Origin of the sequence: Clostridium swellfunianum, from assembly GCF_023656515.1 — a bacterium.
Lineage (GTDB): Bacteria > Bacillota > Clostridia > Clostridiales > Clostridiaceae > Clostridium_AT > Clostridium_AT swellfunianum.
Map to the genome: position 1 here is coordinate 2,434,426 of NZ_JAMOFV010000006.1, position 25,890 is coordinate 2,460,315.

The following is a 25,890-nucleotide window of genomic DNA, read 5'->3' on the forward strand; positions in this document are numbered from 1 at the left end:
TCTTAATTTGTCTTAAAGCCATTATACTTATTCATAGCTTCAGTAACACCATATTTTATAATTGCTTCAACTGCATCAGCTGCTGCTGGAAACAGCTTCTCTAAGGTTTCTCTTTCTTCCTTTGGAAAACGCCCGAGAACATGCGGAATTAACCCGTCTTTTGGCTGCCCCACACCAACCTTTATACGTGGAAACATCTCTGAAGACAGGTGAAGTATAATATTTTTTATTCCATTGTGTCCGCCAGCACTTCCCTCTGGTCTTATTCTCATTCTTCCAACTTCAAGACTTACATCATCATAAATAACTATTATATTTTCTCTTGGAATCTTATAAAAATTAGCAGCTTCTACTAAACTTTCACCGCTTAAATTCATGTAAGTAGATGGCTTTAATAGTAATATTTTTTCTCCCCCAATAAGTCCATCCCCGCATGTACCTTTAAATTTTATCCTATTCATCCTTATATTATACTTTTCTGCAATTAAGTCTATTATATCAAAACCTACATTGTGTCTTGTATGCGCATACTCGACTCCAGGGTTTCCTAATCCAACAATTAAGTACATAGTTTCCTCCTTTTGCTTGGAACTCGAGCATTTTAAGTGTTACCACTGCAACTTGTAAACTGCCCGTTAAAGTCTAGCTGAGACTTTAATCTCCTTCTTATCTTATGAATTAAACAATTATATGTTACCCTAAAATAAGCAAATAATAAAGAGACTATGCAGTCTCTTTATTATTGTGATGTATTTTCAGAGGGTTACTTTTGTTTGAAATACTTTTCCACTCCTCCATATTTTACAGGATACAGTGTCTCCTGCTTGATATTTAGACAAAAGCTCTAAGAGCTGATCCATAGTTTCAATTTTAACCTTTTCAATTTCAACAATTATGTCTGAAGGTCTAATTCCAGCTTGAGCTGCACCTAGGTTTGGATTAATGCTCTCAACATAAACTCCACGTACTCCATTGGCTTCTTCTGGAATAGCATTTCTACCTGTAATCCCAATGATATCAGCAGGTGATTGGGCTGATGCATCTTTACCTTGAGTCTTGTTATCGGCTGTTCCCATTACTCTTTTAATTATTTCGCTTGCCTCATTGATAGTGATGGCGAACCCCATTCCTTCCGCATTATAGCTTGCTCCAACCTTCAAGCTGTTTATTCCAATTATCTCTCCAGCTTCATTAACTAAGGCCCCTCCGCTGTTACCCGGATTAATTGCCGCATCAGTTTGAAAAACCTTATAGGTAGTGACCTTTCCATAACGATCCTGAATGCTGATTTTCCTATTTACAGCGCTTATTATTCCAGCGGTAACACTGCCTGCAAATTCATCTCCAAGAGGATTTCCTATTGCAATGGCTACATCTCCAACCTTAACATTGCTAGAATCCCCAAACCTTGCTACTGGCAGTTTTTCAGCTTCTATCTTTATAACTGCTATATCTCTTGTTGGTTCTGCTCCAATAAATTTAGCATTAAATATCTTGTTGGAATTAGCTAATTTAACTGTAACCCTTTCGGCTCCTTCGATAACATGATAATTTGTAACTATATATCCGTCTTCCTTGAAAATTATTCCTGATCCACTGCCATTGCTTTTCTCACCAAAAAAGGTCTCTACTTTATTGCTAATCCCTACAACTGTAGGTCCTACATTTTCAGATACCTTATTTATAGCATTCTTTGGAAGGACTGCAGTAGGAGTATTATTTTGTTTTTGCTCAAACAGAGAGGGATTATTAGGTCCATAATTATAAGGCATATTAGCATATCTTGTATCAATTATATAAGCGGCTGTTGCTCCTCCAGAAACTGCAGCAATCACTACAAAGGCAATTCCCTTGAAAAAACCGCTTATACGAACTCTTCTACTATTGTTTCTAAATTTTATTGTTGCTCCATCATAACTATGCCCGTCTCGACTTACATGCTCCCAGGATGCATCTCTGTACTCCTTAAAATCGTTATTCATTAACGAACATCCTCCCGCTTAATGATAAATTATCTCAATATACCAATTATACAAATATAGTTTTACAAACCTATGAACAAATTGTAATTTATTATTTAACCCTCTTTAAGGTGAATATAAAGGTTACTCCGCCACCTTCCTTGTTTTCCACCCAAATATCTTCTCCGTGCTGAGTCAAAATGTTTCTTACTATAGGAAGTCCTAGGCCTGTACTGACCTTGGAAGTTCTAGACTTATCTGATTTATAAAATCTGTTCCATATCTTTGGCAAATCTTCCTTGGGAATAGATGGTCCATTATTAAATACAGACACCAAAACCTTATCAGCCTTTACCTTTGTACATATATAAATTTCCCCACCTTCGGAAACATACTTAATAGCGTTGTCAATAAGATTTGTCATAACCTGAATTAGCCTATCTCTATCTCCATAAACGTATTGATGTTCCAAATTAAAACACACATCAACATTAAGCTTCTTTTCCTTTATCTTCTGCTCAAATTTTATAACTGTAAGCCTAATAATTTCATTTATATCAAGCTCAGACATTCTAAGCTTAAATTGTCCTGCCTCAATGGCAGATAAATCAAGGATATCATTTACGAGCCTAGTGAGTCTCTGAATTTCTTCATAGGTTATAGACAGATAATAATTTTCCTTATCCTTAGGTATTATTCCATCCAAAATTCCGCCAATAAAGCCTTTTATAGAGGTAATGGGAGACCTAATTTCATGGGATACGTTAGATATGAATTCTCTTCTTGCCTTTTCAACCTTTTCGAGGCTGTCAGCCATATAATTAAAGGACTCCGCAAGCTGGCCTATTTCATCATTTGAAATTATCTCTACTCTTTTTTCTACCTCTCCTTTTGAAATTTTCTTGGCAACTCCATTAATATCAGCCAAAGGCTTTATTATAATTCTTTCCGAGAAATAGTAAATTATAAAAGAAGAAATAAATATTGCAAATAAAGCTGTAGTCCAAATAATTCTAAATACTCCTTTAAGAGGCTCATTGATTTCGCTTAAAGGAGTAATCATAACTATTGCACCACCGAAAAAATCTTTATCAAACACAGGAATTCCATATATATGGGATTCCTGTGTTATTATATTGTCATAGCGGCCTTTAATTTCATATATCTTATTTAGCCTGAGTATTTCCAATGCCTTGGTGAATTTTTGAGTTCCCTTGATTGAATTGAACTTTTCATCTGATACTGAATACACATATCCATTTCTATCCAAAAGCCAGATATCAGACGAAGTTAGGCTTCCAAAAAAATTTAAACTTCTATCTATTTCTTCAGGTTCGTACTTTCCTTCATTTCTGATAAAATCCAATGCAAATGGCTTAATTAAAATTGATTCCTTTTCAAGCTGTTCTCTTCTTTGAGAGAAATAATATCTCTCAAACCAAACAGATAGAAAGGTTGCTATAAAGACAAAGCTCAATGTCACAATGACAATATAAGTAGCAACCATTTTTGAAAACAGACCCTTTTTAAGTTTAAGCTTTAAATTCATCTATTTCACCTCAAACTTATAGCCCACACCCCATACAGTTTCTAACTGCCACTTAGCTCCACCGGGAAGCTTCTCTCTAAGCCTCTTAACGTGAACGTCAACAGTCCTTGAATCTCCAGGATAATCATACCCCCAAACCTCACATAAAAGCTGTTCTCTTGTAAACACTCTATTTTTATTGTTTGCAAGATAATGTAAAAGTTCGAATTCCTTTGGAGGCATTTTTACTTCTTGTCCCTTATAGGTAGCATTATAGGAATTTATATCAATAATTAAATCTTCAAAGCTAATAACTTCTTTATTAACATTCTCAGTATTATATCTTCTTAGTACTGCCTTGACTCTAGCTAGCAGTTCCTTTGGCTCAAAAGGCTTAACTATATAGTCATCAGCTCCAAGTTCAAGTCCAAGTACCTTATCAAAGGTTTCACCCTTTGCAGTAAGCATTATTACAGGAGTTTCATATTCTCTTCTTATCCACTTTAAAACATCAATTCCGTCTATAAGTGGAAGCATAATATCTAAAAGCACCAAGTCTGGCTTGTAATCTAAAAACGCCTCTTGTGCAGCTCTTCCGTCGTGAGCTAATCTAGTGGAGTATCCTGAACTTTCAAGATACATTTTTATAACTTCACATATATTTTCATCATCATCAACTATTAAAACCTTTCCAATAGTTCCTTCCATCTAACTAACCTCCTTATAATTCTCTGGAGTCTATAACATTATTAATTGTTATGGCTCTTATATTGCCTTTAAGTTACAAGTATGTGTCCTTTAAAGCTAAATAGACTATCATATTTCTAACTTTATCACAAAACTTGTAAACTAATAATAGTATTGTTTAAAATGTTACAAATAATTTACTAATAGATACTTTAGTTTGCTTAGTAATACTCTTCGCAACGTAATATTATTAAAAGTTCTGAAAACCTTAACAACATTTCTCTAGAAATGTTTAGACCCCTTTGTTATAATGTTGTTGTAGTAATATTTCACTCAATTTTCTGTAAAATAAAAATATTTTTCTAGTAAAGGGGGATATCATGGAAAAGTATGTAATTGGACTTATGTCAGGCACATCCTTAGATGGAGTAGATGCAGCTCTTGTAAAAATAACGGGGTTTGGAGCGCAAACTAAGATTCAGTTAATTGATTTTGTAAACGAAGAAATTCCTGACGAGTTGAAAAAAGAAATTATGGATTGCTTTAGCGTTGAAAAATCTAATGTAGAGCTTATTTGCAGCCTTAATTTTAAGCTTGGATATTTATTTTCTGATGCGGCTAAAAAGGTTTGTAAAAAAGCTGACTTCGATATAAACAAGGTTGATTTAATAGGTTCTCATGGTCAAACTATTTATCACATTCCAGTTGGCTATAAAAATATGATGAGATCAACTCTTCAAATAGGCGAACCTTCTGTTATAGCTTATGAAACTGGTGCAACTGTAGTTTCTAATTTTAGGACCATGGATATAGCAGCTGGTGGACAAGGTGCTCCACTAGTACCATATACCGAATATCTCATGTATAGAACTGATAAAAACAGAGTTCTGCAAAACATTGGAGGTATAGGCAACGTAACGGTTATACCTGCTAATTGCAGCTTAGAGCAGATGTATGCTTTTGATACCGGCCCTGGCAACATGGTTATTGATGAGATTACAAAAAGGCTTAAAGGTCAAAAGTATGATAAAGGGGGCTACTTTGCTTCTCAAGGAAATGTAAACGATGAATTGCTTAAAGAACTTATGTCCATTGAATACATAAATGAAGCTCCACCTAAGACTACAGGCAGAGAATTTTTCGGCAGCCAATTTGTAGATAGGCTTCTTATGAAGTGGGGACATTTAGAACCTAATGATATTATTGCTACAGTAACTATGTTTACAGCCAAAGCTATTGCTGTAAACTATAGAAACTTTGTATTTAAAAACTATCCTATCGATGAAGTTATTCTTGGTGGAGGCGGAAGCTATAATAATACACTTGTTAAAATGCTTAAAGAGCTTCTACCTGAGTGTAAAGTTATGGTTCAAGAGGACTTAGGTTATTCTTCCGATGCAAAAGAGGCTATAGCTTTTGCTGTACTTGCTAACGAAACTATAAACGGCATGGCATCAAACGTGCTTGGTGCAACTGGAGCAAATGAAAGAGTTGTGTTAGGCAATATCACTCCTGTACCATATAAAAGATAAAAATATAAGAAGATATCTTGATATCGCGATATCAAGATATCTTCTTATATTTAAATTTGCTTAATTTATTGGTAGTTAACATTTGCCGTCCATACAAAAGGAAGAGGAAATACTGTTCTTATGAATTCATTTAACACAGTCTTATTGCTAAAATCTCTTTCTACAGCTTCACGACTGCCAAATATTAATCTTGTTAAATCATGGATATCATCAAACTCTATACTTTCACCTTTATAACTGAGTATATACCTATCACCTGTTTGCTTGAATTCAATATTTTTTAGAACATTTGCATCAATAAACTGCGAGAAATAAGCTGTTAAATCCTTCATGAAACCTTCAAAGTCTAATATCTTTACGGTTCCCATAAGATTTAATTCCTTAAAGCTTATATTCTTTCTCTTTAAAAGCTGAGTAGAAGGATCATTATATGTGCAAAAATATCTTATATGCCTTAATGAATTTAAGCTAATAATATTTTGAATAGAGCTATAAATCATGTCCCTGTCTCCAGCAGCTTCTACAACAACCCCATAAGGTCCTTCTTTATGATTAACTAGTCTAAGAACTATATATGCACAGTATTCACCATAAGCTTTTAGTAGATAAGTCTTGTAGGTGAAGTTACCCCAAGGAGTCGTAGCACCGCTTAAAAGATATTTAAACTCCTCATAGGTTCTATAATATCTTGTACTTTCCTTGTTATATAATTTTATCATTTCTGGTAATAATTCTTCTTGAAACTCTTCAAGTTGTATATTCTCATGCTTATCTTCAGAAGCTTCTAAAGTGAATTCATAGCATTTGCCAGCTAAGACACAGCCTCTTCTTGTATACAAGCTCCTAGTCCCAGAAACAAGCATGAGCCTCACGTTATCTTCCTTCATGAGCTTTTCGCAGTCATCCAGTATAATTGAAGAGTATCCTTTGCCTCTGCTGTTTGCAGCAGTGCATACAGCTCCTATAGATGCAGCTTTTACAGGGGTGCCTTCTATTAAAATAGTGCTCTTGTAAAAATTCACATCAGCTACAGGCTCTCCATCCTCAAGGATTAATCTCATATTCTCAAGGTTACCCTCACCAAGCAAAAGCTTGAATTCTTCACCCATAGATGGACTAAATCCATTAGGAGTTCTGAATGTGCTATCTATAAGGTTAATAACCTTTTCTCTTTCTTCTCTTCTACAAGCTCTAGGTCCTTCCATTTTACTTTCTCCTTTCAGTCGAAACACTGAGTATTTTAGATCGCTCGCCCTGCTCACAAATTACTCGTTAAAGTCCATTTAGGACTTTAACCTCCTTTCAGTCGAAACACTGAGTATTTTAGATCGCTCGCTCTGCTCACAAATTACTCGTTAAAGCCCATTTAGGACTTTAACCTTCTCTCAATATCATAAATCCCAGCACTCATTTAATAGATGCTGGGACTTATATTTTTTTATTGTTTAATTTCTTCATACTTTTTAAGTACATTCTCATATAAATTAGCTGAAAATATTGAGAATATACCTATAAATAAAAGCGGTATGCTTATAACTGTTACCATAAGCAAGGCGCTTACAGTTACAACCTGAATAAAGCTGCCTATAGTGTACCCCGGGTTATCAAGAAGTAATTTAAGCGAAATTCTTAGACTATAAGACATTCCTTTATCCTCAATAACCATAATAGGCATAATATATACGAAAGCGATTAAAATCATTATATAAAAGTAGCTTTGAAATATAGCTATAATAAGACTTAACATAGTCTTTGCAGTTATATAATACCACCAAGAAGATACAGGAATTATAGTAAGCAAAGCTAAAAGAATACCAAAAATCAAAGCTCTTCCATAGAACTTTTTAAAACCTTTAAAAAACATGGAATACTTGAAAGTCTTTCTGTTCTTTTTTTGATTTATCATATAAAAAGCTGAAGCAACGCTTGGCATTGCTGTAAAAAGCAAATATATAACTCCAAAAGCAGGAGGCATAAAGAATAACCCTGGAAGCAGTATCAAACTTGATACCAAACTTACTCCTACCACTTCCACTATATTTTGAAATATATCATGTCCGCTTTTTCTAAGAACCATACTTAAGCTATTCATTATACCCTCCTGTATTCCTTATACTGCCCAAAAGGATTATCAATCCTTTTGCCTCCTGTATTCCTCTCACATTGCTCTATACCATCAGAGCCATTTCACTGTCCTTGTCAAATAAATGTATTTTATTGCAGTCTACAGTTAAAGAAGCTACATCTCCAGAATGTATTTGACTTAAAGGAACTACTCTAGAAGTTATTGTTTTTCCAAACTTGTCAAAGTACACTAAATTCTCTGAACCTAACTTTTCAACTACCTTTACTCTTGTTTTAATTTCACTCTTGTTTTGTACATTTTCTGCATATTGTGAATCATAGATATCCTCTGGTCTTATACCCATAACTATTTCTTTGCCTTTGTACTTTCCAATAACTTTATTATACTTTTCTGGAATATTAAATACAACCTCTTCTGCAACAAGTTTATCTCCATCAACCTTGCAGGTTATAAAGTTCATAGATGGTGCTCCTATAAAGCCTCCTACAAACATATTAACAGGTTTGTTATAAAGTTCTTCTGGAGAAGCAATCTGCTGAATAACACCCTTATTCATTACAACTATTCTTTGTCCGAGTGTCATTGCTTCAACCTGGTCATGCGTAACATATACTATGGTAGTACCCAGTTTTTTATGAAGTTCTGCTATTTCGACTCTCATCTGAACTCTAAGCTTAGCATCTAGGTTTGAAAGAGGCTCGTCAAACAAAAAAACCTTAGGGTTTCTTACTATAGCACGTCCTACAGCAACTCTTTGTCTTTGACCTCCAGATAATTCTTTTGGTCTTCTATCTAACAAATCTTCAATTCCTAATATTTCAGAAGCTTCTTTAACCTTCTTATCTATTTCTGTCTTAGGCACCTTAAGATTTTTCAAACCAAAAGAAAGGTTTTCGTATATGGTCATGTGTGGATATAATGCATAGTCCTGAAACACCATAGCTATATCTCTTTCTTTCGGATGCAAACTATTAACAACCTTATCTCCTATATATATATTTCCTTCAGTTTGTTTTTCCAAGCCAGCAATCATTCTTAAGGATGTTGTCTTTCCACATCCAGATGGTCCAACAAACACCATAAATTCTTTATCGTTTATAGTAAAACTTGAGTCATTAACTGCTTTTACTACTCCTCTTTTTTCATCAACAAACTCTTTTGTTATATGTTCAAAAACTATCTTAGCCATAACTTTTTCCCCCTCCATTTAATTATCACACGGGGCAGTTTAAGCTTACCCACTCTCATTTGCAAACTGCCCGCAAAAGGCTATTTAGAACTTTAATCTATCCTTTTATAGCTCCTATTGTTATACCCTGCAAGAAATATTTTTGCAGTGAGAAGAACAATATAAACATTGGTATAGATGCAATAACTGCACCTGCCATCATTGGTCCATACTGAGTGCTGTCCTGGAACTTAAAGGACGCTAAGCCTACCTGTATAGTTCTCATGCTGGCTGTATTTGTAACAAGCAGAGGCCAGAAGAAATCATTCCAAGATGCAACAAAAGTGAATATTGCAAGAACAGCAAGTCCTGGCTTTGCTAAAGGTAATATAACCTTTCTATATATACCAAACTCAGAACAAGCATCTATTCTCGCAGCATCAATAAGTGTTGCAGGAATTGATGACATATACTGCTTCATAAGAAATACATTTCCAACTGTACATAGCGAAGGTAGAATTATAGCTGCATAGGTATTACCCATATTAAATACATTAAGAACTAATACGTAAAGCGGTATCAATGTAACTTGTGACGGTATCATCATTGTACACATAAGTGTCCAGAATATAGTGTTTTTTCCTGGAAACTTAAGCTTTGCAAAAGCATATCCTGTCATGGAAGCAAAGAACACATTAGCTAAAGTTATTATTGCAGATATAAAAAATGAATTAAATAACCATCTAAATACATCTTTATTAAATGGACCACTAAGCTGTCCCAGCCTAAAAAAGGTCTTAAAAGAATCTAAAGTAACTTCCTTAGGAAGTAAACTAAAGGTCAGCGTGCCTGCTGCATTTGGATCGCTAAGTGCTACTGTTATCATCCAGTAAAGGGGCCAAATAGTGAATATTCCCCACATTATAAGCAATGCAAAAGTTAGAGTACGTCCAGCATAGAATGAGGTACTCTTCTTTTCTTTAAACACAGGTATTGATTTATTTGCAAGTTCTACTCTTTCCATTGTCCCACCTCCTAGTATTCTACATCTGACCCTAGGTACTTAAACTGCAATATAGATATAGCTATAATTATAATTGCAAGCACAAAGGATTCTGCAGCAGCATGTCCAAATTCAAAATATGAGAAAGCATGCTGATAAATTAAGTATGCTATTGTTGTTGTGGCATTGTCTGGTCCTCCGCCTGTCATTAGGTAAATTGTCATAAACACTTGGAAGGAACCGATTATACCTGTAACAAACATGTATAGGGTTGTTGGCTTTAATAAAGGCCAGGTTATGTTCTTAAACTTGGACCATGTACTTGCAGCATCAATATCAGCTGCTTCATATATAGTCTTGGGTATCCCGCCTAGGGATGCTAAATATAGAATAATACCGCTTCCATGTCCACCTAGATAAGTCATTAACATAAGTGAGAATAGAGCAATATTTGTTTTTCCAAGCCAATTTATATTGCTAACTCCAAATACCGATATAATCTTATTTAATAATCCGTCTGGAGTTGGGTCATACATGATAAACCAAACCAATGAAAGAGTTACTCCAGAGGTTACAGCTGGCAAGTAAAATGCTGCTTTAAAGAAGGTTTGTGTTTTCTTTCCAAGCTGGAATATCAAAAGAGCTAGGCCTAAAGCTATCATAATATTTACTGGCACTGTACCTATTGTATAAATAACTGTATTCACAAGAGCTTTTCTAAAAAGAGAATCTTTAAATACAGCCTTATAGTTATCTAAGCCTATCCATGTTGAACCCATAACATTATACTTTTGAAAACTCATTATAAATGCATTTATCAAAGGATATAATGTAAAGGATAAAAACATTAAAACTGGAACTGCAATAAATACATAACACCAAAAATATTCTTTAAAATTTTGTTTAAATCCCCCGCTTTTGTTACGGATCTTTAATGTCTTTTCCATAAACTAAACTCCCCTTACTTTTATTATTGATATCCGTCCCATGTTAGTAAATTTATGAGAATACTGTACTTATATAATACAATATCTTGTAAAAGTTTTCAATGCGTATTTTCGCATTCATTTATCTTTTCTGAAAATTTCTTTCAAATTGTAGTTATATAAAAAAGATAGTTCGATAGACAATCTACCGAACTATCTTTTATTAAAATTTTTACTATTTACCCAAAAGTTCCTTAGCCTTATCTTGAACTGCTTTGTACATAGCATCTGGAGTAACGTCTCCTCCAAGCACTGCAGGATATTTAGCTTTTACAACTTCATCATCAATCTTGATTCCTTTTTGAGTCTTTTCTGGATCAACTTGAACTGGAGGAAGTATATTCTTAAATAAAGTATCTAATGCAGTCTTATTTTCTGGAGTCATAGTGTATTTGTCTTTCCACATTGCATCACCAGATTTTGTAACCTGTGGAAGGTTAAGAACCTTAGCTGATGCACCAGCTGTTCCAGAGCTTAAAGCAACTAGGAAGTTACCAACGTTCTTTAAGTGAGTTTCTTGACTAACTTCTCCCTTGAAATTCTTTTGCTTATACATTGAGTATCCGTCTACACCACCAACAGTTACAGCCTTTTGGTTCTTGTTGTGTGGCTCAGGAAGTAAAACAAAATCAACTTCTTTTTGTCCAGCAGGAGCTGTTCCATCCTTTACTTTCTTGTTGTTATCACCAACAACTACTTCATAGTAAGGCATAGCTTTACCAATTATCATAGCTTGATGAGTATATAAATACTCCATTCTCTTTGCAGGAGTAATTTGGTTTGATTCCTTAGGCATTACACCTTCATCTATTAAAGATCTTATAAACTTTAAGGTTTCTAAGAATTTAGGATCGGTATATTGATAGTTTCCATCTTTGTCAAACATTGATGTAATACCATTGTTTGCTAACATGTGAAGTAAAAGTTCTGTCCAGTCAGTTTGAGCTCCATGGAATACAAATCCATATTGCTGTTTTCCGTCTGCGGTCTTCTTTGTTCCCTTCTTAGCAGCTTCTACAAACTCTTCCCAAGTCCATCCATTTTGTTGAATTTTCTTGTAATCTATTCCTGCTTCTTCAAGAAGCTTCTTGTTTGCTCCAATAGTGTGTATTTTCATATATAATGGAAGTCCGTATAGCTTCCCGTCTACCTTCATGTATTCAAGTCCATTTGGATAGAAATCACCTAGAGCTTCTTTTGATACATAGTTTTCAATAGGAACTGCAAGTCCTGTTTGAATATATTTAGCTGATGGCCCTATAAACATTAAGTCTGGTGGGTCACCTGCATTAATGGCAGTATCAAACTTTTTAACCCCTTCTGCCCAAGATAGTTCTTCCACTTGAATTTCAATATTAGGATTCTTAGCTACAAACTCTTTCTTGATATTTTCGAAATTTTGTTTGTAGTCCTTTTCTACTGGGAATGTCCAAACTTTAACTACATCTTTTTTCCCAGCATCTGCATTAGGATCTGCATTTGTAGGTGTATTTTTCTTACATCCTGTAAAAGCTGTAGCTGCAAGAGTTAGTGCCATAGCAATAGCTGCTATTTTTCTAATATTTTTCATTTTTACCCCCCTGATAAATATATAATTTTGTTTTGTACCTTATCTTAAGAAAACGAATTCATAAGACGAAGAACAAATTAAATCGTTATCATAACTAAATTATAATATGTTCGGCACAAACTTTCAAGGTATAATTTAGAAAATAAAAATTATTTTAGAGTCTAATTTTGTATTTTGTTCTAACCTATTTTTATTTGCTTAATAATATTCCATATATCTTCAGTTTCCTGAGTTAACATCCAGGCAGCAGCACCTGGCAAATCATATTTTTTCACTAGGTCAATCCTTTTTTTCATAGATTCTGTGTCTTCTAGCCATATATAGTGAATACTATGCGTGTCATCTGTATAAATAAGCTTTGTCTGCTGAGCATATTGATCATAATTCACACTTCCCGATTTCTTTTTATTTTCCATCTCTTTCATTACTACAGGAAGTACTTCAATAGCTTTATAAAATTCCTCTTCTGCATCAAGAACTTTACTTATGCTTTTCTTTATGTAACCTTGGCTTTTATTTACAAGTACTTTATAGTAGTCTCTATATTCTCCTAGGTATTCAAAAACATCTCCTGCATTTATACCTATCTTTTCTGAAGCTTCATCCGGCTGGCTGAACGCTGTTATACCTTCCCACTCCATAACAACCACAGACCTTACACTTTTTTGAATTTTTTCAACTCTCCAATCTCTGCTATAGAAAGGGACTCCCAAAATTATCTTTTCTCTTGAAATACCCATATTTAAAAGTTCTTTTATGCCTTCCTCAACCCATGGCAGAGATCCAGTAGATCCTGGTACAACATCTAATCTTCCATTTTCATCATAAGCCATAAGGCATAGGTAATCTACATGCTTTGAAATCTCTCCTCTGTCATAACATTTCCCCCAAGCATCTGAATTAGATTCTCTTGTAACATCAATTGATACTACAATGTTATGTTTCCTCAATTCTTCCGAAAGCTTTTTAACATACAGGTTGTATGCCTCTCTACATCTGCTTCCAAAGCCTTCAAAATCTATGTTTATTCCGTCTAAATTATATTGTAGAGCAAAATTTACAATATCCATTATTTCTCTATGAGCTAAACTCTCATTTGTATAAACCATATAATTTCTATCAGCATTAAAATCAGCTATGAGTCCCCAAACTTCATAGCCATTGCTGTGAGCAAGCCTTACATATTCTTTGTCACATTTTTCTACAATTTTTATGCTGTCCGTATTTCCTATATCACCCTCTCTTAAAAACCATGTTGGTGATATTACATCCAAACCTTGCTCTATACAATTTTTATTAATGTACTTATCATAGTGCTCTACATTCTTATCCTTACTTGAGATATAATCCCAAGCAATCATTATTTTCTGAGGTTCTTCATTACTTACTAGCTGAGCGCAATGCTTTGGAAGGTACCCAAATTTGCTTCCAAATCTTATCTCGTAAAAATTATTATCTTCTCCATATACCTTATAGATTTTGCCCGGTATCACTCTTCTTTCATCTTCAAGTCCATCTGTATTAATCAATAATGACGTTTCCCCAAGTATTTTAATGAATTTCATTTTTTATCCCCCATAAATGTACAACTTATAATTCATCAAGTGCCATAAGTACTGCCCCATAAGCAGCATCATTTTTCATCCTTGCAACCTCTACAAGAGGGTAATTTCTCTTCATAAGTCTTTTAAATTCAGATGAAACACACTCATTTTTTTCGATAACACTTCCGTTAACTGCAAGTGTTGCCCTTTTATTGTTTAGTTTTAAATTATCAATAACAGCTTTGCTTATTAGAAAAAGCTCAAAGGCCGCCTTTAAAAGTATTTCTTCTGCAATACTGTCCCCTTGCTTATAAGCCTCATCTACATGCTTTGCAAGAGAAGCAATCTCACTTTTACCTGCACCACTTCTATATACAAACTGTATTAAATCCGAAGCACTTTCTAATTTTAGGTGCTCAAGTATTAAATCAGTTATTATAGTCTTTTCTTCAATACCATCAAAGCTTCTAGCAATTTTATTTATAGCATTTATTCCAATATAATATCCGCTTCCTTCATCTCCAATAAGATGCCCCCAGCCACCTGCTCTTTTTGCATCACCTTCATTGTTTCTTCCATAGCAGATTGAACCTGTACCTGATATTAAAATTACGCCCTCGCTTCCACCAACTCCGCCATACAAAGCTGTAACAGCGTCATTTGTTATGATTGTCTTATTATTAAAACCAGAATTTCTAATTATCTCTTCCATGATCAATTTATCTGATGGCCTGTCAACACCTGCTGTGCCTATGCACAACACCTTAATTTGTTCCATAGTTAATTTAGCCTTTTCTAAAGAAGCTCCAATAAGCTCTTTAAGCATTTTTTCTACGGCTTCCTTTCCCATGGAATTTATATTGCATGGTCCTCCCTCCATAGAAAGAATTATTTTCCCACTTTCATCCGCTAACTTTAAAGCTGTCTTCGTTCCTCCGCCATCTATACCAATAACATAATTCATTAATTTCTCTCTCCTTTTTTATTGGTGTTATTCACCATTAAGCTATGACATTATTATACTTTTTTACCTTAAAAGTTAAAAGCTTTCATTTAAGAAAAGCTCACTTTTCTTAAAATAATTTAAAAGTAAATTATTATTACTATAAATCTTTATGCTTTTGCTATGTAAATAATTTTCTAATTCAGTATATCCGGTTAGAAGTTGGGTCATTTCCAGTATGCTGCAGCTTAGGTCCGGCGAACAATCTTTTTTCTGTACCTTTATTCCTTCACTTCCCCAACTAACTACAAAAATACCATTGTTCCACTCTAAAAAATCATCTTTAACTTCAAAGGCTAAGGTTCCCTCTCCCTCCGGACAGTTCTTAAGCTTTAATACCTCCTCTAAGTCTACAATTCTATTCATACCAAAGCTATAAACTTCAGTTTTCACATAGGCGGGCTCTGGAAAGAGAAGCTTCAAGTTGTAGTTCTCAGTTGTTTCCCATATAAAATCCTTATAGCTGGGAGTAAAGCCACTTAGGAAACTAAAAATTCCAACAAGTGCTTCTTCGTTTAGCCATATAAACTCTTTAACCTGCATATCTGCACCGAAATCAGCTTTCTTCTGGCATTTAAAAGTTATATAGCTCATAGGCTTATTTTCAGAATTATACCAAACATAAGTATACAGGTTATCTTTATAGGGGTCCTCTCCTATATGTTTATTCCATAAAAATTCGTTTCTTTCCGAAGTAAGGTTTTTATGCTCAGTAAACCTATCATACATAGTTTTTATGTGACTATAATCAGTGCCTGGGATATACAATCTAACCTCACCACTGCTTTTAAAGGCCTTTATTGAACTTAATGGTATAGTATATCTCACCTTGTCTAAACATAATTCATATCCAAACTTTCTATAATATTCATTAGAAAAAGGATATAAAAACGAAAAAATTTGCTTTTTCTCACGCATTTCCTTAAAACAATACTCGAATAGTTTGCGAACATAGCCTTTATTTCTTTCCTCTGGAAGAGAAATCACTCCGCCTACCCCTGCCATGTTAACAAGCTTTCCATCAAACTTAATCTTAAAAGGTGTTACTTCAAAGGCTGAACACATCTTTCCCTCATCACTAAAAACAGCCCTCCAGGTTTCATATCCCTTATAGAATTTCTCAGGATTTACTTCAGCTTCACTAAAGTCTCTGCTCCATCTAAATGCTATAGATAGAATCTTCAACGCCTCAATATGCTCTTCCGGTTTTATTTTTCTAACTTCCATATTGTATCTCCTTTTTGTTCAAATATTTATATTGTAAAAAAGGCAGCATAACACATGCCGCCTTTTTTACAATATACTTTAGCCCTTAACAGCACCTATTGTAAGACCCTGAACAAAGTATCTTTGAATAAATGGGTATACAACTATTATAGGCAAGCTTGCTACTACAGTTATGGTCATTCTTATAGTTTGAGGATATACTATATCCCCAGCCAATTCAGGATTTGAATTGGCAGCTGCTGAAGCAGTAGCTGAAGCATTTTGCAGTATCTTCTGAAGTTCAAACTGAAGTGTTGAAAGTTGAGGTTTATTCAATGAATAAAGATACACATCAAACCATGCATTCCAGTGTCCTACGGCTATCATAAGGCCAACTGTTGCTAGAACTGGCTTTAATAGCGGAAATATAATCTTGAAAAATATAGTTATATCATTAGCTCCATCTATCATAGCTGATTCTGTTAAACTTTCTGGTATTCCATCAATATAAGACCTGATTAAGAATAAATTAAAGGGAGAAATAAGCATAGGTATTATATAGACCCAGAAGGTTCCCATAAGATGAAGGCTTCTGATAAGCATATATCCAGGAATCATTCCACCACTTACGTACATAGTTATAAGAAAAAGCGTGCTGACAAACTTACGAGCTACAAAATCTTTACGGCTTATTGTATAAGCAACCATAGCAGTTATAATAAGTCCTAATGCAGTACCTATAACAGTTCTAAGCACTGAGTTTCTAAAAGCCATGGGTATATTTTGGTAATTAAAAACTTCATAATAGTTCCTAGTTGTAAACATTCTTGGCCATATGCCAATTCCACCTCTAAGGGCATCTGTCGAATCATTTAAGGAGATTGCAAGCACATTTAGAAATGGATAAAGAGTAGCTATAGCGATTATTATAAGGAACAAATGTATAAATACATCAAAAGTTTTTTCATAAACACTATTCTTAACTTTGTTTCTTCTCATATTTTATCGCCTCCTTAAACTACACCGTTATCTGTATATTTCTTAGATATAAAATTAGCACCTAACACCATAGCAATACTTACTACTGATTTAAATATGCCGACAGCTGTTCCATAGGAATATCTTAAGGAACTTATACCTTCTCTTAATATATACCAGTCTAAAACGTCTGCCTTGTCTAAAAGCAATGTATTTCCCAAAAGCATCTGCCTTTCAAAACCTACGCTTAGTATACTTCCTATAGAAAGTATAAGCATTATAGTTACTGTAGGCATTATTCCTGGAAGTGTAACATGCCATATCCTTCTGAATCTATTTGCACCATCCACTGTTGCTGCTTCATATAAAGCAGGATCAATACCAGATATAGCTGATAGGTATATTATTGCATTCCAGCCCAAGTCCTTCCAAATAGTTGCGAAGGTTACAATCCACCAAAAGTATCCAGGCTTTGCAAAGAACTGTATTGGAGCACTTATTAGACCCCATTTCATTAACAAGCTATTTACTATTCCTCCATGGGAAAGCATTTCGATAACTATGCTGGCTGCAATAACCCATGACACAAAGTGTGGGAGGTAGGAAAATGTTTGTACCACTCTTTTAAAAAATATATTTTTTACTTCGTTTAAGAATAATGCAAATAAAATAGTTATAATGAAGCCAAATACTATTCCTAAAATACTCATTCCAAGAGTATTTTGAAGGGCTCTATAAAATTGTGGATCAGCAAACATATCTTTAAAGTGTTTTAAACCAACCCATTTTTGTTGAAATATATTCGAGTTTGCAGATGGCTTATAATTTTGAAATGCCATTATCCATCCCCATATTGGGATGTATGCGAATATTATTACCCATACAACAAAGGGCATTGACATAAGCAATAAATATTTTTGATTTTTTATTGTATTCCATGTAGTTTTCTTTTTATGAGTATGCTGCATAGTAACCATTACTCCTTTCAGTTGTAATCACTGTGTAATTTAAAAGCTATAATTCCATTTGCAAGTTACCCGTTAAAGGTAATTTGATTGAATTTTCAACCTAATTTAAGAGAAAAAGCAGACCTTACTTAATAGGTCTGCCTTATTGTATTTTTATTTGCCGGTATTGAACTTTATTTTTTCTGATAAAAACTTGTTAAAGTCCTCTACCATTTTGTCTAAACCATTAGCTTTTAAGCTAGATACGTGCGTATCCCACTTAGCATCAAACTCAGCTGGTTTTGCAAGTATCATACCTGCAATATTCTTAAGTGCAAGCTGTCTTATCTTTGTCTGAGTCCTAGCTAAATCTGAATCGGCAGGTATATTGAATTCAGATGCTGCACCATATGGTCTTTCTTTAAATTCAGATGCTGCAGGATATAAATCCTTCCACATTTGAACCCCATACTTGCCTAAGATTTCTTTTTCTTCTGCAGTATAGTTTCTAGCAGCTATTTCAGGTGTTACAGGGCTGAATAATTGGCCGGTAGCATCTTTTTCTCCCTTGCCTCTTGCTGGGAACGGATACCCCCATGAACCTAGACCAAGCTTATTGGACCATTCTTGATCGTTGAATCTCTTTGTCCAAGTAGCATCATCTATTACTCTTTTGCCGTTTTCAACCTTGTAGTTTTCGCCCTCAATACCCCAGTTAACTAAAACTTGAGCCTCATCACTAGCTAAATAGTCAAGGAACTTAATAGCTCTTACAGGATCCTTAGCCTTTGTTGAAATACCTACACCAGCTATAGCAGGATATCCAGGTGACATAAAATTAGCTTGCTTTATGTTTTCATTAACTGTTACAGGATATAATCCATAACCAAATTGATTTCCATAAGTTGATCTAGCTCCTCTCGAACTAGCTGCATAATGCCATGTGTCATCAGCCATCGCTAATATTTGTCCTGAAGCTACTTTAGCTTGGAACTGGTCATTTTTTTGAGTAAAGGCTTCTGGGTCTAAAAGACCAATATCATTTAAATGATTTAGCCACTTAAAGTATTCTTTAACTTCAGGTCTGGTAAAGTTATATTGAGCTTTATAAGTATTTTGGTCTATAAACCAATCTCCATCACTAGGAGAACCTGTTGCTGCTGCTGCAGAATTAAATAATGTAAAGATTGAGAATAACTCATCTCCACCAACTAATGAGAAGCCTATGGTTGGTTTTCCATTCATAGTTGGGTGCTTTTCCTTATAAGCTTTTACAACGTTTTCAACATCTTGTAAAGTTTTTATCTTAGGATAACCTGCTTCCTTAACAACTTGATGTTGTATTTGGAAACCATTTGTTGGAGCTGTTTGCTGATCTCTTACACCATCTCTACCAAGGTAGTATATATGTGGGTCATCCTTACTATACTTCAATCTTGGCAAATACTCTCCATAAAGCTTCTTTATATTTGGTCCATATTTTTCAATTAATTCATCAAGCGGTATTAGGCCCTTTGCATCGATGATTTGACCTGTTTCCGGGCCAGCATAAACAAGTTCTGGATACTCTCCGCTTGAAATCATAAGTGCCATTCTTTGCTTAATATCACCTACAGGAAATTCTATATCTAGGTTAACTCCAGTAGCATCTTTAATCTTCTTAGATATTGGAGCTTCCATTTTTGCAGCTTCCCATCTCTTCTGCATAACGGTATCTGCAATGAACATTTTTAATGTTACTGGTGACTTGTCATCTTTTGCCGCTGGAGCTTCAGCAGTCTTTTTAGTTGTACAACCAGCTAATAAAGAAGTAGTAACAACAGCTGTTAAAACTAATGAAACAATTTTTTTCATAATCCCCCTCCTACTATTTGGGTAACGTTAGATTGAATAAACATAATTACCAATCATTGTAATGCAATGCTTTACATTGCTCTTTATATCTACATTATATATTACGAGAAATAAAATTTCAATAGTTTCTTTTATTTGTTAAATATTATTTCAAAAATTTATTTCATAAGTTTTCCATTGACTTTTTTATTTAAAACTCCTTAAAAATCTGCCATATATTCTCTGGATTTTCACACTTTAAAGAAGACATTCCATAACTTCCTCTATAGCCCCAGGATAATATTCTATCGATACCATACTTTTTAAAGATATCAAGGGCTACTTTTACTTCCTGTTCCTTGTCTTTAGGAATTCTAAAATTTTGAATCCATATCTCAGAAATTTTATTGTATTTGTCACAAAGAGTCTTAATCATTTTTGTATATCTTTCAACGTATTCTACTACATCAAAGTTTGCATTTGGCCAAACCCAATACGGATCTGTCCCCATGATATCTACGCTGTCAAGCTTCGCCACTCTTTCGTAAAGCTGAAGATCTTTTTCTCTATCTGATGGAAGAAGACATACAGATGTTTTTACACCTTTTTCTTTAGCGTAGTCACAAATAAACTTAGTAAAATCATAAATCCCTTCAGCCTTAAATTTAAGCACATCTTCATTTTGATCAAGAGGCATCTCATAGCCATATGATTGTTTAAAATTCTTCTTACATCTGTGGCATCTACAGCCCCAATGGTCCTTTTCTTGAAACCAACCTGCTATATACCAGTGAGGTTCATCAATAAAAATAACATCAGCACCAGCATAAACAGCGCCATCCACCCAGGTTTTCATGAACTCCCTAAACTTTTCACTATAAAGACAGGCTATTCCACGCTTTTCTCCGTTTTCAATAACCTCCATTTCTTCAACATTGTTAGTAAGAAAGTCTGAAAAAGCTTCTCCGCCAAATACCTTACCTACTCCCCATGGTCCAAAATAAACTTCAAGACCATGTTTTTTCGAGACTTCTGATATTTCTTTCATGCTCTCTTTATAAAACTTAAAATCATTCTCTGAAAAAGTATGTAGAACCACTTCACAGCCTGCTGCTGCTATTTCTTCTGCATCCTTTTCAAAATGATTAACAAACCTGTTTCCAAAATAAGCTGTACCTTTTATCATAACTATAGTTCACCTCTTTTGCAGATATCATAATTTTACAGGAATAATTCCCTGCGCCCTTATTTCTCCAGACAAAATCTTTATTACGCTTTCAATTGCAAGCGGTGTATATTCATAGGCACATATACAGCAAGGTATCTCCTTGAAATCATTTATATCATAAGGATTTCTAAGCGCTGCAACAACTATATTTTTATTTGCTTGATAAAGCTTGTTCACAAGCTCTGCTTGAGCCTTGTTTAAGCAGGAATTATACGTACCTACAATAATCAATTCCTTGCCTGAGGCTTTTTCAACCAACGCTTCAATTTCTTTGTCATCTGGTTTTAGGCCTATAGAATACGCCTCCCCGCCTAAAGCGTCGCAAACAGCCCTAGATAAAGACCTGTTTTTTGCTATACTATCATCTGCTCCAGTTAATATTACTGCTTCAGTAGATATAGTCATTATGTTTTTACTCTTAACTGGCAGAAGTCCTGATGAATCTTTAAGCACTGTAATGCTCTTTTCACTCATCTTTTCAGCAAATTGCCTATGCTCATTACATCCAACAACAGCATATACCTTTTCCATATCAGCATAAGGATTACTAAATAGATTGTATTCTTCCTTTAAAGCTAGAATCCTTTCTACTGATTCATCTATTCTGCTTTCAGGAATCTCTCCTCTTAGCACCGCTTCCTTTATTTGCTTTAAGCTTTCAAGCTGAAGGTTTAAATGATGAGATATGCATATTAAATCCGCACCAGCTTTAACTGCCATAACTGCAGCTTTAACTGTACCATAGTAGTCTGCTATGGCCTTCATTTCCATGCAATCGGTCATTATTAATCCGTTAAATCCAAGCTCTCCCCTTAAAAGCCCTGTTAATACCTTATGAGAAAGAGTTCCTGGAAGCTTTTCTTTTTCAATTGCTGGGAACAAAACATGAGCGGACATAATAGCGTCTACTCCGTTTTCTATTGCTTTTTTAAAAGGGTACAGCTCAACTTTATTAAGCCTGTCTATTGAATGAGACACCAATGGTAAAGCCAAGTGAGAATCTGCGTCAGTATCTCCATGACCTGGAAAATGCTTTGCAGTAGCTATAACCCCCTTGCTTTGAAGCCCCTTTATAGCATTAATTCCGTATTCTGCTACTACTTCAGGATTATCACTATAGGATCTAACACCTATAACTGGATTTTTAGGATTATTATTAACATCTAGAACGGGAGCCAAATTAAAATTAATACCAAGAGCTCTTAATTCTTCTCCTGAAATCTCTGCTGCTTTTTTAACTGCTTCTGAATCTTTAACAGCTGCTAAAGCCATATTTCCTGGGAGGAAGGTAGCTCCTTCATATATTCTTGTAACCATGCCACCTTCTTGGTCTATAGTAATAAACGCAGGAAGTCCTGTCTTTTTCATCATTTCCTTTTGTATTTTATTGTTAAGCTCTGCAAGTTCTTCCTTGCTTCCAACATTTCTAAGAAAAAGAATTATATTACCTATATTATTTTTAACAAGTTCTTCAGCATGACTGTCATATTCCTTTGAAGGAAAGCCTGCAATTATCATTTGTCCAATCTTTTGCTCAAGGGTCATACTTTTAATATTCATGATATTTCTCCTTTAACCTTTTAAAATTGTTGCTCTCCTTTTTCCATTTTTCAATAAATCCTTCTGCTTCTAATTCTCTGTTCCTTACCGCATCTGTTCCAGAAAGAAAATCTATGAAGTGATGGCCACCTTCCTTAAATGGAGCAAGCCACTGGAATTTTTCTCTATCCATATCCATAACTTCATATAACAGGTGTATTCCAAGCTCTACAGGCTTAACTTTTCTCTTATCAGTTACATGAACCTGTACTCCCTTGCATAATTCTCCCTTATGCTTTGAAAAGGTTGGTTCAAAATAAATAGGTCTAAAAATCACTCCTTCTAAACCTTTTTCATTCATTGTATCCGCCAGCTTGTAAGCATCTAACCAAGGAGCACCAACAAATTCAAAAGGTCTTGTGGTTCCTCTGCCTTCAGATATATTAGTACCTTCAAAAAGACAAGTTCCATTATACAATACCGCTGTCTTTACAGATGGCATATTGGGACTAGGATTAATCCACAACAAATCAGTATCATCAAAATAGGCTTCTCTATTCCAGCCCTCAAGCTTCACTATCTCTAAATTGCAATTTATATTAAATTCTTTGTTCATAAACTTAGCCATTTCACCTATTGTTAAGCCATATCTTGGAGGTATAGGATACATTCCTACAAAAGACTTAAATCTTATATTAAGAATATTTCCTTCTACAGTCTGGCCACCAATTACATTAGGCCTGTCTAGAACCACAACAGCTTTATTATTTTCTGCACAACTTTCCATGCAATAGGACATGGTATAAAGAAATGTATAGTATCTTGAACCTATATCCTGTAAATCTATAACCATCACATCAATATCTTTTAGCACTTCAGGTGATGGCTTCTTATTATTGCCATAAAGGCTATATACAGTAATACCTGTACCTTCATCTATATAATTATCCACTGCTGCTCCAGCCTGAAGGTTCCCCCTTATTCCATGCTCTGGTGAGTAAAGTGCAGTTAGGTTAAACTTTTCGTTCAATATATCAATGGTCGATTTAAGATTTTTATCTACCCCTGTAGGACAGCTTACAAGTCCTATCCTCTTACCTTCAAAAAGATGGGTGTATTTGTCAAGATTATCTATACCGTTTCTGACTATTAGCTTTTCCATAAAAACCTCCATTGTTTACTCTACAGCCGCCATTACAGCATTGTTAAAAACTCTTCTAAACCTTATAATGTTAATATTTTCTCTTGTTGGATGAACTCTATTTGTTAAAAGTACAATATAAACATCATTTTCTATATCAATCCAAATTGAGGTGCCTGTAAAACCTGTGTGTCCAAAAGCCTTAGGTGAAATTATATCTCCTCCAGAGGATAAAATTTTCCCCTTAACTGTCCACCCCCAAGCTCTATTTTCTTCAAAGCCCTCTGTATAGTTTTGAATCATAGCCTTAAAAGTTGCTCTTGATATTATCTGCTTGCCGTTATAGTTTCCTTGGTTTATAAGCATTGAAGCAAATTTAGTCATATCTTTAATATTTGAAAAAAGTCCGGCATGGCCTGAAACTCCGTCAAAAAACCTGCCATTTTCATCATGGCATATGCCCATGATAATTTTGCCAGTCTCAGCATCAAGCTCTGTTGCTGCAATATTACTAGACTCAGGGTTAAAACCGGAGTTATGCATTTCTAGTGAATCAAACACATACTTCCTGCATAGATTTTCGAAACTATCTTGTCCTACCTTCTCTAAGACATATTTAAGAAGTATAAAGCCGTAATCACTGTATACAACTCTAGTCCCAGGTTTATAAACAAGCTTTTCCTTTGAAATAAATTCAACTGCATCCTCAAAGTTTTTGCAAAGCTTGTAAAGGGGTCCAAAAGAAGGAAGCCCCGCGGTGTGAGTTAATAAATTAGATAGAGTTATCTCCTCTTTCTCCTCTCCTTTAAAACCTTCAACATATTGGCTCACCTTATCAAATACAGATACTAAGCCCTTATCCAAAAAAATCATAAACAAAGTATTTGTAGCTACAACCTTAGTTAAAGATGCCATATCAAATAGAGTCTCGCACTCTAAAGGAAGCTTTTCAGGCATCAGGCTTCTGTTTCCGTAATGAGCTGTCTTGTATACCCCACCTTTATGTCCAACAACAACAGCAGCACCTGGAAAATACCCCTTATCTACACCTTCCTCAACAAGGCTGAAGGCATAATTTAATTTATCCATGTTAATTGACATTAAATCACCACCTAAATTTAATGAAAAATGAAGAACCTAAAAACTAAATTCTTCATTCTTCATTCATATATTGTTAAAAGGATTCCTTTATTTGTTTAATCGAAAGTGGGTCTACAGCAAAAGCCTGCGCTCTTTCTTTTCTTGATTCACAGCCTCTTACCTTGCTTAATGCATCATAGTACTCATAATATTTAAAGGACTTGCTGTTTGTCACAAACCAAATTTTCTTTAATGCTTCCATCCATAACTCATAACCCTTTGATATATCAATATAAGTAAATGGCTTAAAGTCATATGGATCTTCCCAGTTTTCTGCAAAGTATGGCCCAGCTGCAAAATGTGCCGGATTTTCTCTTTCAAAGCCTCTTATTCCGGCATAAAACTGAGCATCTACAACTATTCTGCTTGTTGTGGCATGATCCTTATGCATACTGTTCTTCCAATGAGTTATAAGTATATTTGGTTTATGCTTTCTTATTAAATCTGCAACCTTAAACCTTGGCTCATCAGTATCTGGAAGCTCTCCATCCTTATAATCAAGAACTATTGATTGACCTCCTAATATTTCAGCAAATTCTTTTGCCTCTCTAATCTTTTGCTGAGCATACTCTTCAACAGTTAAATGAGGTGGATTTCCTTTTTCTCCTGGTGTCATATTTACTATTGTAATTTTATCACCCATTGCTGCATGCTGAGCAAGAACTCCTCCTGCTGTAAGCTCCATATCTCCTACGTGAGCTCCAATTGCCATTATATGAAGTTGTTTTCTTTCCATATTACTAAATCTCCTTTCTATTTAAGCACTGTTCTTCTTAAAATCGTTTGCAGCCAATAGCAAGCTGCACATTA

General features: G+C 34.7%; 22 protein-coding genes. 1 reads left to right on the plus strand and 21 read right to left on the minus strand.

From position 1 onward, the window contains the following. Positions 1–2 precede the first annotated feature (2 nt). From pth to NBE98_RS11560, 4 genes are all read right to left on the minus strand, one after another. The gene (pth, locus tag NBE98_RS11545) at positions 3–569 is read right to left on the minus strand and encodes an aminoacyl-tRNA hydrolase (RefSeq protein ID WP_250815137.1); all 567 of its coding nucleotides are present in this window, start codon (positions 567–569) and stop codon (positions 3–5) included. A 186-nt stretch (positions 570–755) separates the two neighbouring features. Beyond that, positions 756–1,982, minus strand: coding sequence for a S1C family serine protease (locus tag NBE98_RS11550; RefSeq protein ID WP_250815138.1), 1,227 nt, complete (start codon positions 1,980–1,982; stop codon positions 756–758). Positions 1,983–2,073: 91 nt separating this feature from the next. Then, the gene (locus NBE98_RS11555) at positions 2,074–3,510 is read right to left on the minus strand and encodes a sensor histidine kinase (protein ID WP_250815139.1); all 1,437 of its coding nucleotides are present in this window, start codon (positions 3,508–3,510) and stop codon (positions 2,074–2,076) included. Beyond that, a complete protein-coding gene (locus NBE98_RS11560; protein ID WP_250815140.1) occupies positions 3,511–4,197 on the minus strand; it encodes a response regulator transcription factor in 687 nt (228 codons plus the stop codon). It lies immediately after the preceding gene. Between the two features lie 359 nt (positions 4,198–4,556). Between NBE98_RS11560 and anmK the strand changes: the two genes are divergently transcribed. Then, a complete protein-coding gene (anmK, locus tag NBE98_RS11565; RefSeq protein ID WP_284703632.1) occupies positions 4,557–5,708 on the plus strand; it encodes an anhydro-N-acetylmuramic acid kinase AnmK in 1,152 nt (383 codons plus the stop codon). Positions 5,709–5,773: 65 nt separating this feature from the next. On the opposite strand, the gene NBE98_RS11570 is transcribed toward anmK, so the two are convergent. The 17 genes from NBE98_RS11570 to NBE98_RS11650 form a co-directional block, all read right to left on the minus strand. Further along, on the minus strand, positions 5,774–6,913 hold the full coding sequence (locus NBE98_RS11570) for a GNAT family N-acetyltransferase (RefSeq protein WP_250815141.1): 1,140 nt from the start codon (positions 6,911–6,913) through the stop codon (positions 5,774–5,776). Between the two features lie 233 nt (positions 6,914–7,146). Then, positions 7,147–7,800 (minus strand): YesL family protein, encoded by a 654-nt coding sequence (locus NBE98_RS11575; RefSeq protein ID WP_250815142.1) that lies wholly within the window; start codon positions 7,798–7,800, stop codon positions 7,147–7,149. Positions 7,801–7,876: 76 nt separating this feature from the next. Next, the gene (locus NBE98_RS11580; RefSeq protein ID WP_250815143.1) at positions 7,877–8,983 is read right to left on the minus strand and encodes an ABC transporter ATP-binding protein; all 1,107 of its coding nucleotides are present in this window, start codon (positions 8,981–8,983) and stop codon (positions 7,877–7,879) included. Between the two features lie 97 nt (positions 8,984–9,080). After that, the gene (locus tag NBE98_RS11585; RefSeq protein ID WP_250815144.1) at positions 9,081–9,986 is read right to left on the minus strand and encodes a carbohydrate ABC transporter permease; all 906 of its coding nucleotides are present in this window, start codon (positions 9,984–9,986) and stop codon (positions 9,081–9,083) included. 11 nt (positions 9,987–9,997) lie between these two features. After that, positions 9,998–10,912, minus strand: a complete 915-nt coding sequence (locus NBE98_RS11590) for a carbohydrate ABC transporter permease (RefSeq protein ID WP_250815145.1) — start codon at positions 10,910–10,912, stop codon at positions 9,998–10,000. Positions 10,913–11,126: 214 nt separating this feature from the next. Next, positions 11,127–12,521: an ABC transporter substrate-binding protein gene (locus NBE98_RS11595; protein ID WP_250815146.1), complete on the minus strand. Its 1,395-nt coding sequence runs from the start codon at positions 12,519–12,521 to the stop codon at positions 11,127–11,129. A 179-nt stretch (positions 12,522–12,700) separates the two neighbouring features. Beyond that, positions 12,701–14,086, minus strand: a complete 1,386-nt coding sequence (locus NBE98_RS11600; RefSeq protein WP_250815147.1) for a glycosyl hydrolase family 18 protein — start codon at positions 14,084–14,086, stop codon at positions 12,701–12,703. Between the two features lie 25 nt (positions 14,087–14,111). Continuing rightward, on the minus strand, positions 14,112–15,029 hold the full coding sequence (locus NBE98_RS11605) for a BadF/BadG/BcrA/BcrD ATPase family protein (RefSeq protein ID WP_250815148.1): 918 nt from the start codon (positions 15,027–15,029) through the stop codon (positions 14,112–14,114). Positions 15,030–15,104: 75 nt separating this feature from the next. Continuing rightward, on the minus strand, positions 15,105–16,295 hold the full coding sequence (locus tag NBE98_RS11610; protein ID WP_250815149.1) for a GNAT family N-acetyltransferase: 1,191 nt from the start codon (positions 16,293–16,295) through the stop codon (positions 15,105–15,107). A 78-nt stretch (positions 16,296–16,373) separates the two neighbouring features. Beyond that, positions 16,374–17,273, minus strand: coding sequence for a carbohydrate ABC transporter permease (locus NBE98_RS11615; RefSeq protein ID WP_250815150.1), 900 nt, complete (start codon positions 17,271–17,273; stop codon positions 16,374–16,376). Between the two features lie 14 nt (positions 17,274–17,287). Then, positions 17,288–18,229: an ABC transporter permease gene (locus NBE98_RS11620; RefSeq protein WP_250815151.1), complete on the minus strand. Its 942-nt coding sequence runs from the start codon at positions 18,227–18,229 to the stop codon at positions 17,288–17,290. 144 nt (positions 18,230–18,373) lie between these two features. Continuing rightward, the gene (locus NBE98_RS11625; RefSeq protein ID WP_250815152.1) at positions 18,374–20,053 is read right to left on the minus strand and encodes an ABC transporter substrate-binding protein; all 1,680 of its coding nucleotides are present in this window, start codon (positions 20,051–20,053) and stop codon (positions 18,374–18,376) included. Positions 20,054–20,243: 190 nt separating this feature from the next. Next, positions 20,244–21,218: a hypothetical protein gene (locus tag NBE98_RS11630; protein ID WP_250815153.1), complete on the minus strand. Its 975-nt coding sequence runs from the start codon at positions 21,216–21,218 to the stop codon at positions 20,244–20,246. A gap of 27 nt (positions 21,219–21,245) precedes the next feature. After that, positions 21,246–22,820, minus strand: coding sequence for a beta-N-acetylhexosaminidase (nagZ, locus tag NBE98_RS11635; protein WP_250815154.1), 1,575 nt, complete (start codon positions 22,818–22,820; stop codon positions 21,246–21,248). Further along, positions 22,810–23,961, minus strand: a complete 1,152-nt coding sequence (locus NBE98_RS11640) for an exo-beta-N-acetylmuramidase NamZ family protein (protein WP_250815155.1) — start codon at positions 23,959–23,961, stop codon at positions 22,810–22,812. Before NBE98_RS11640 ends, nagZ begins: the two co-directional genes overlap by 11 nt. A 15-nt stretch (positions 23,962–23,976) precedes the next feature. Continuing rightward, complete coding sequence (locus NBE98_RS11645; protein ID WP_250815156.1) at positions 23,977–25,041, minus strand: serine hydrolase domain-containing protein; 1,065 nt, start codon at positions 25,039–25,041, stop codon at positions 23,977–23,979. A gap of 73 nt (positions 25,042–25,114) precedes the next feature. Then, complete coding sequence (locus tag NBE98_RS11650) at positions 25,115–25,816, minus strand: PIG-L deacetylase family protein (RefSeq protein WP_250815157.1); 702 nt, start codon at positions 25,814–25,816, stop codon at positions 25,115–25,117. Between the last annotated feature and the right edge of the window lie 74 nt (positions 25,817–25,890).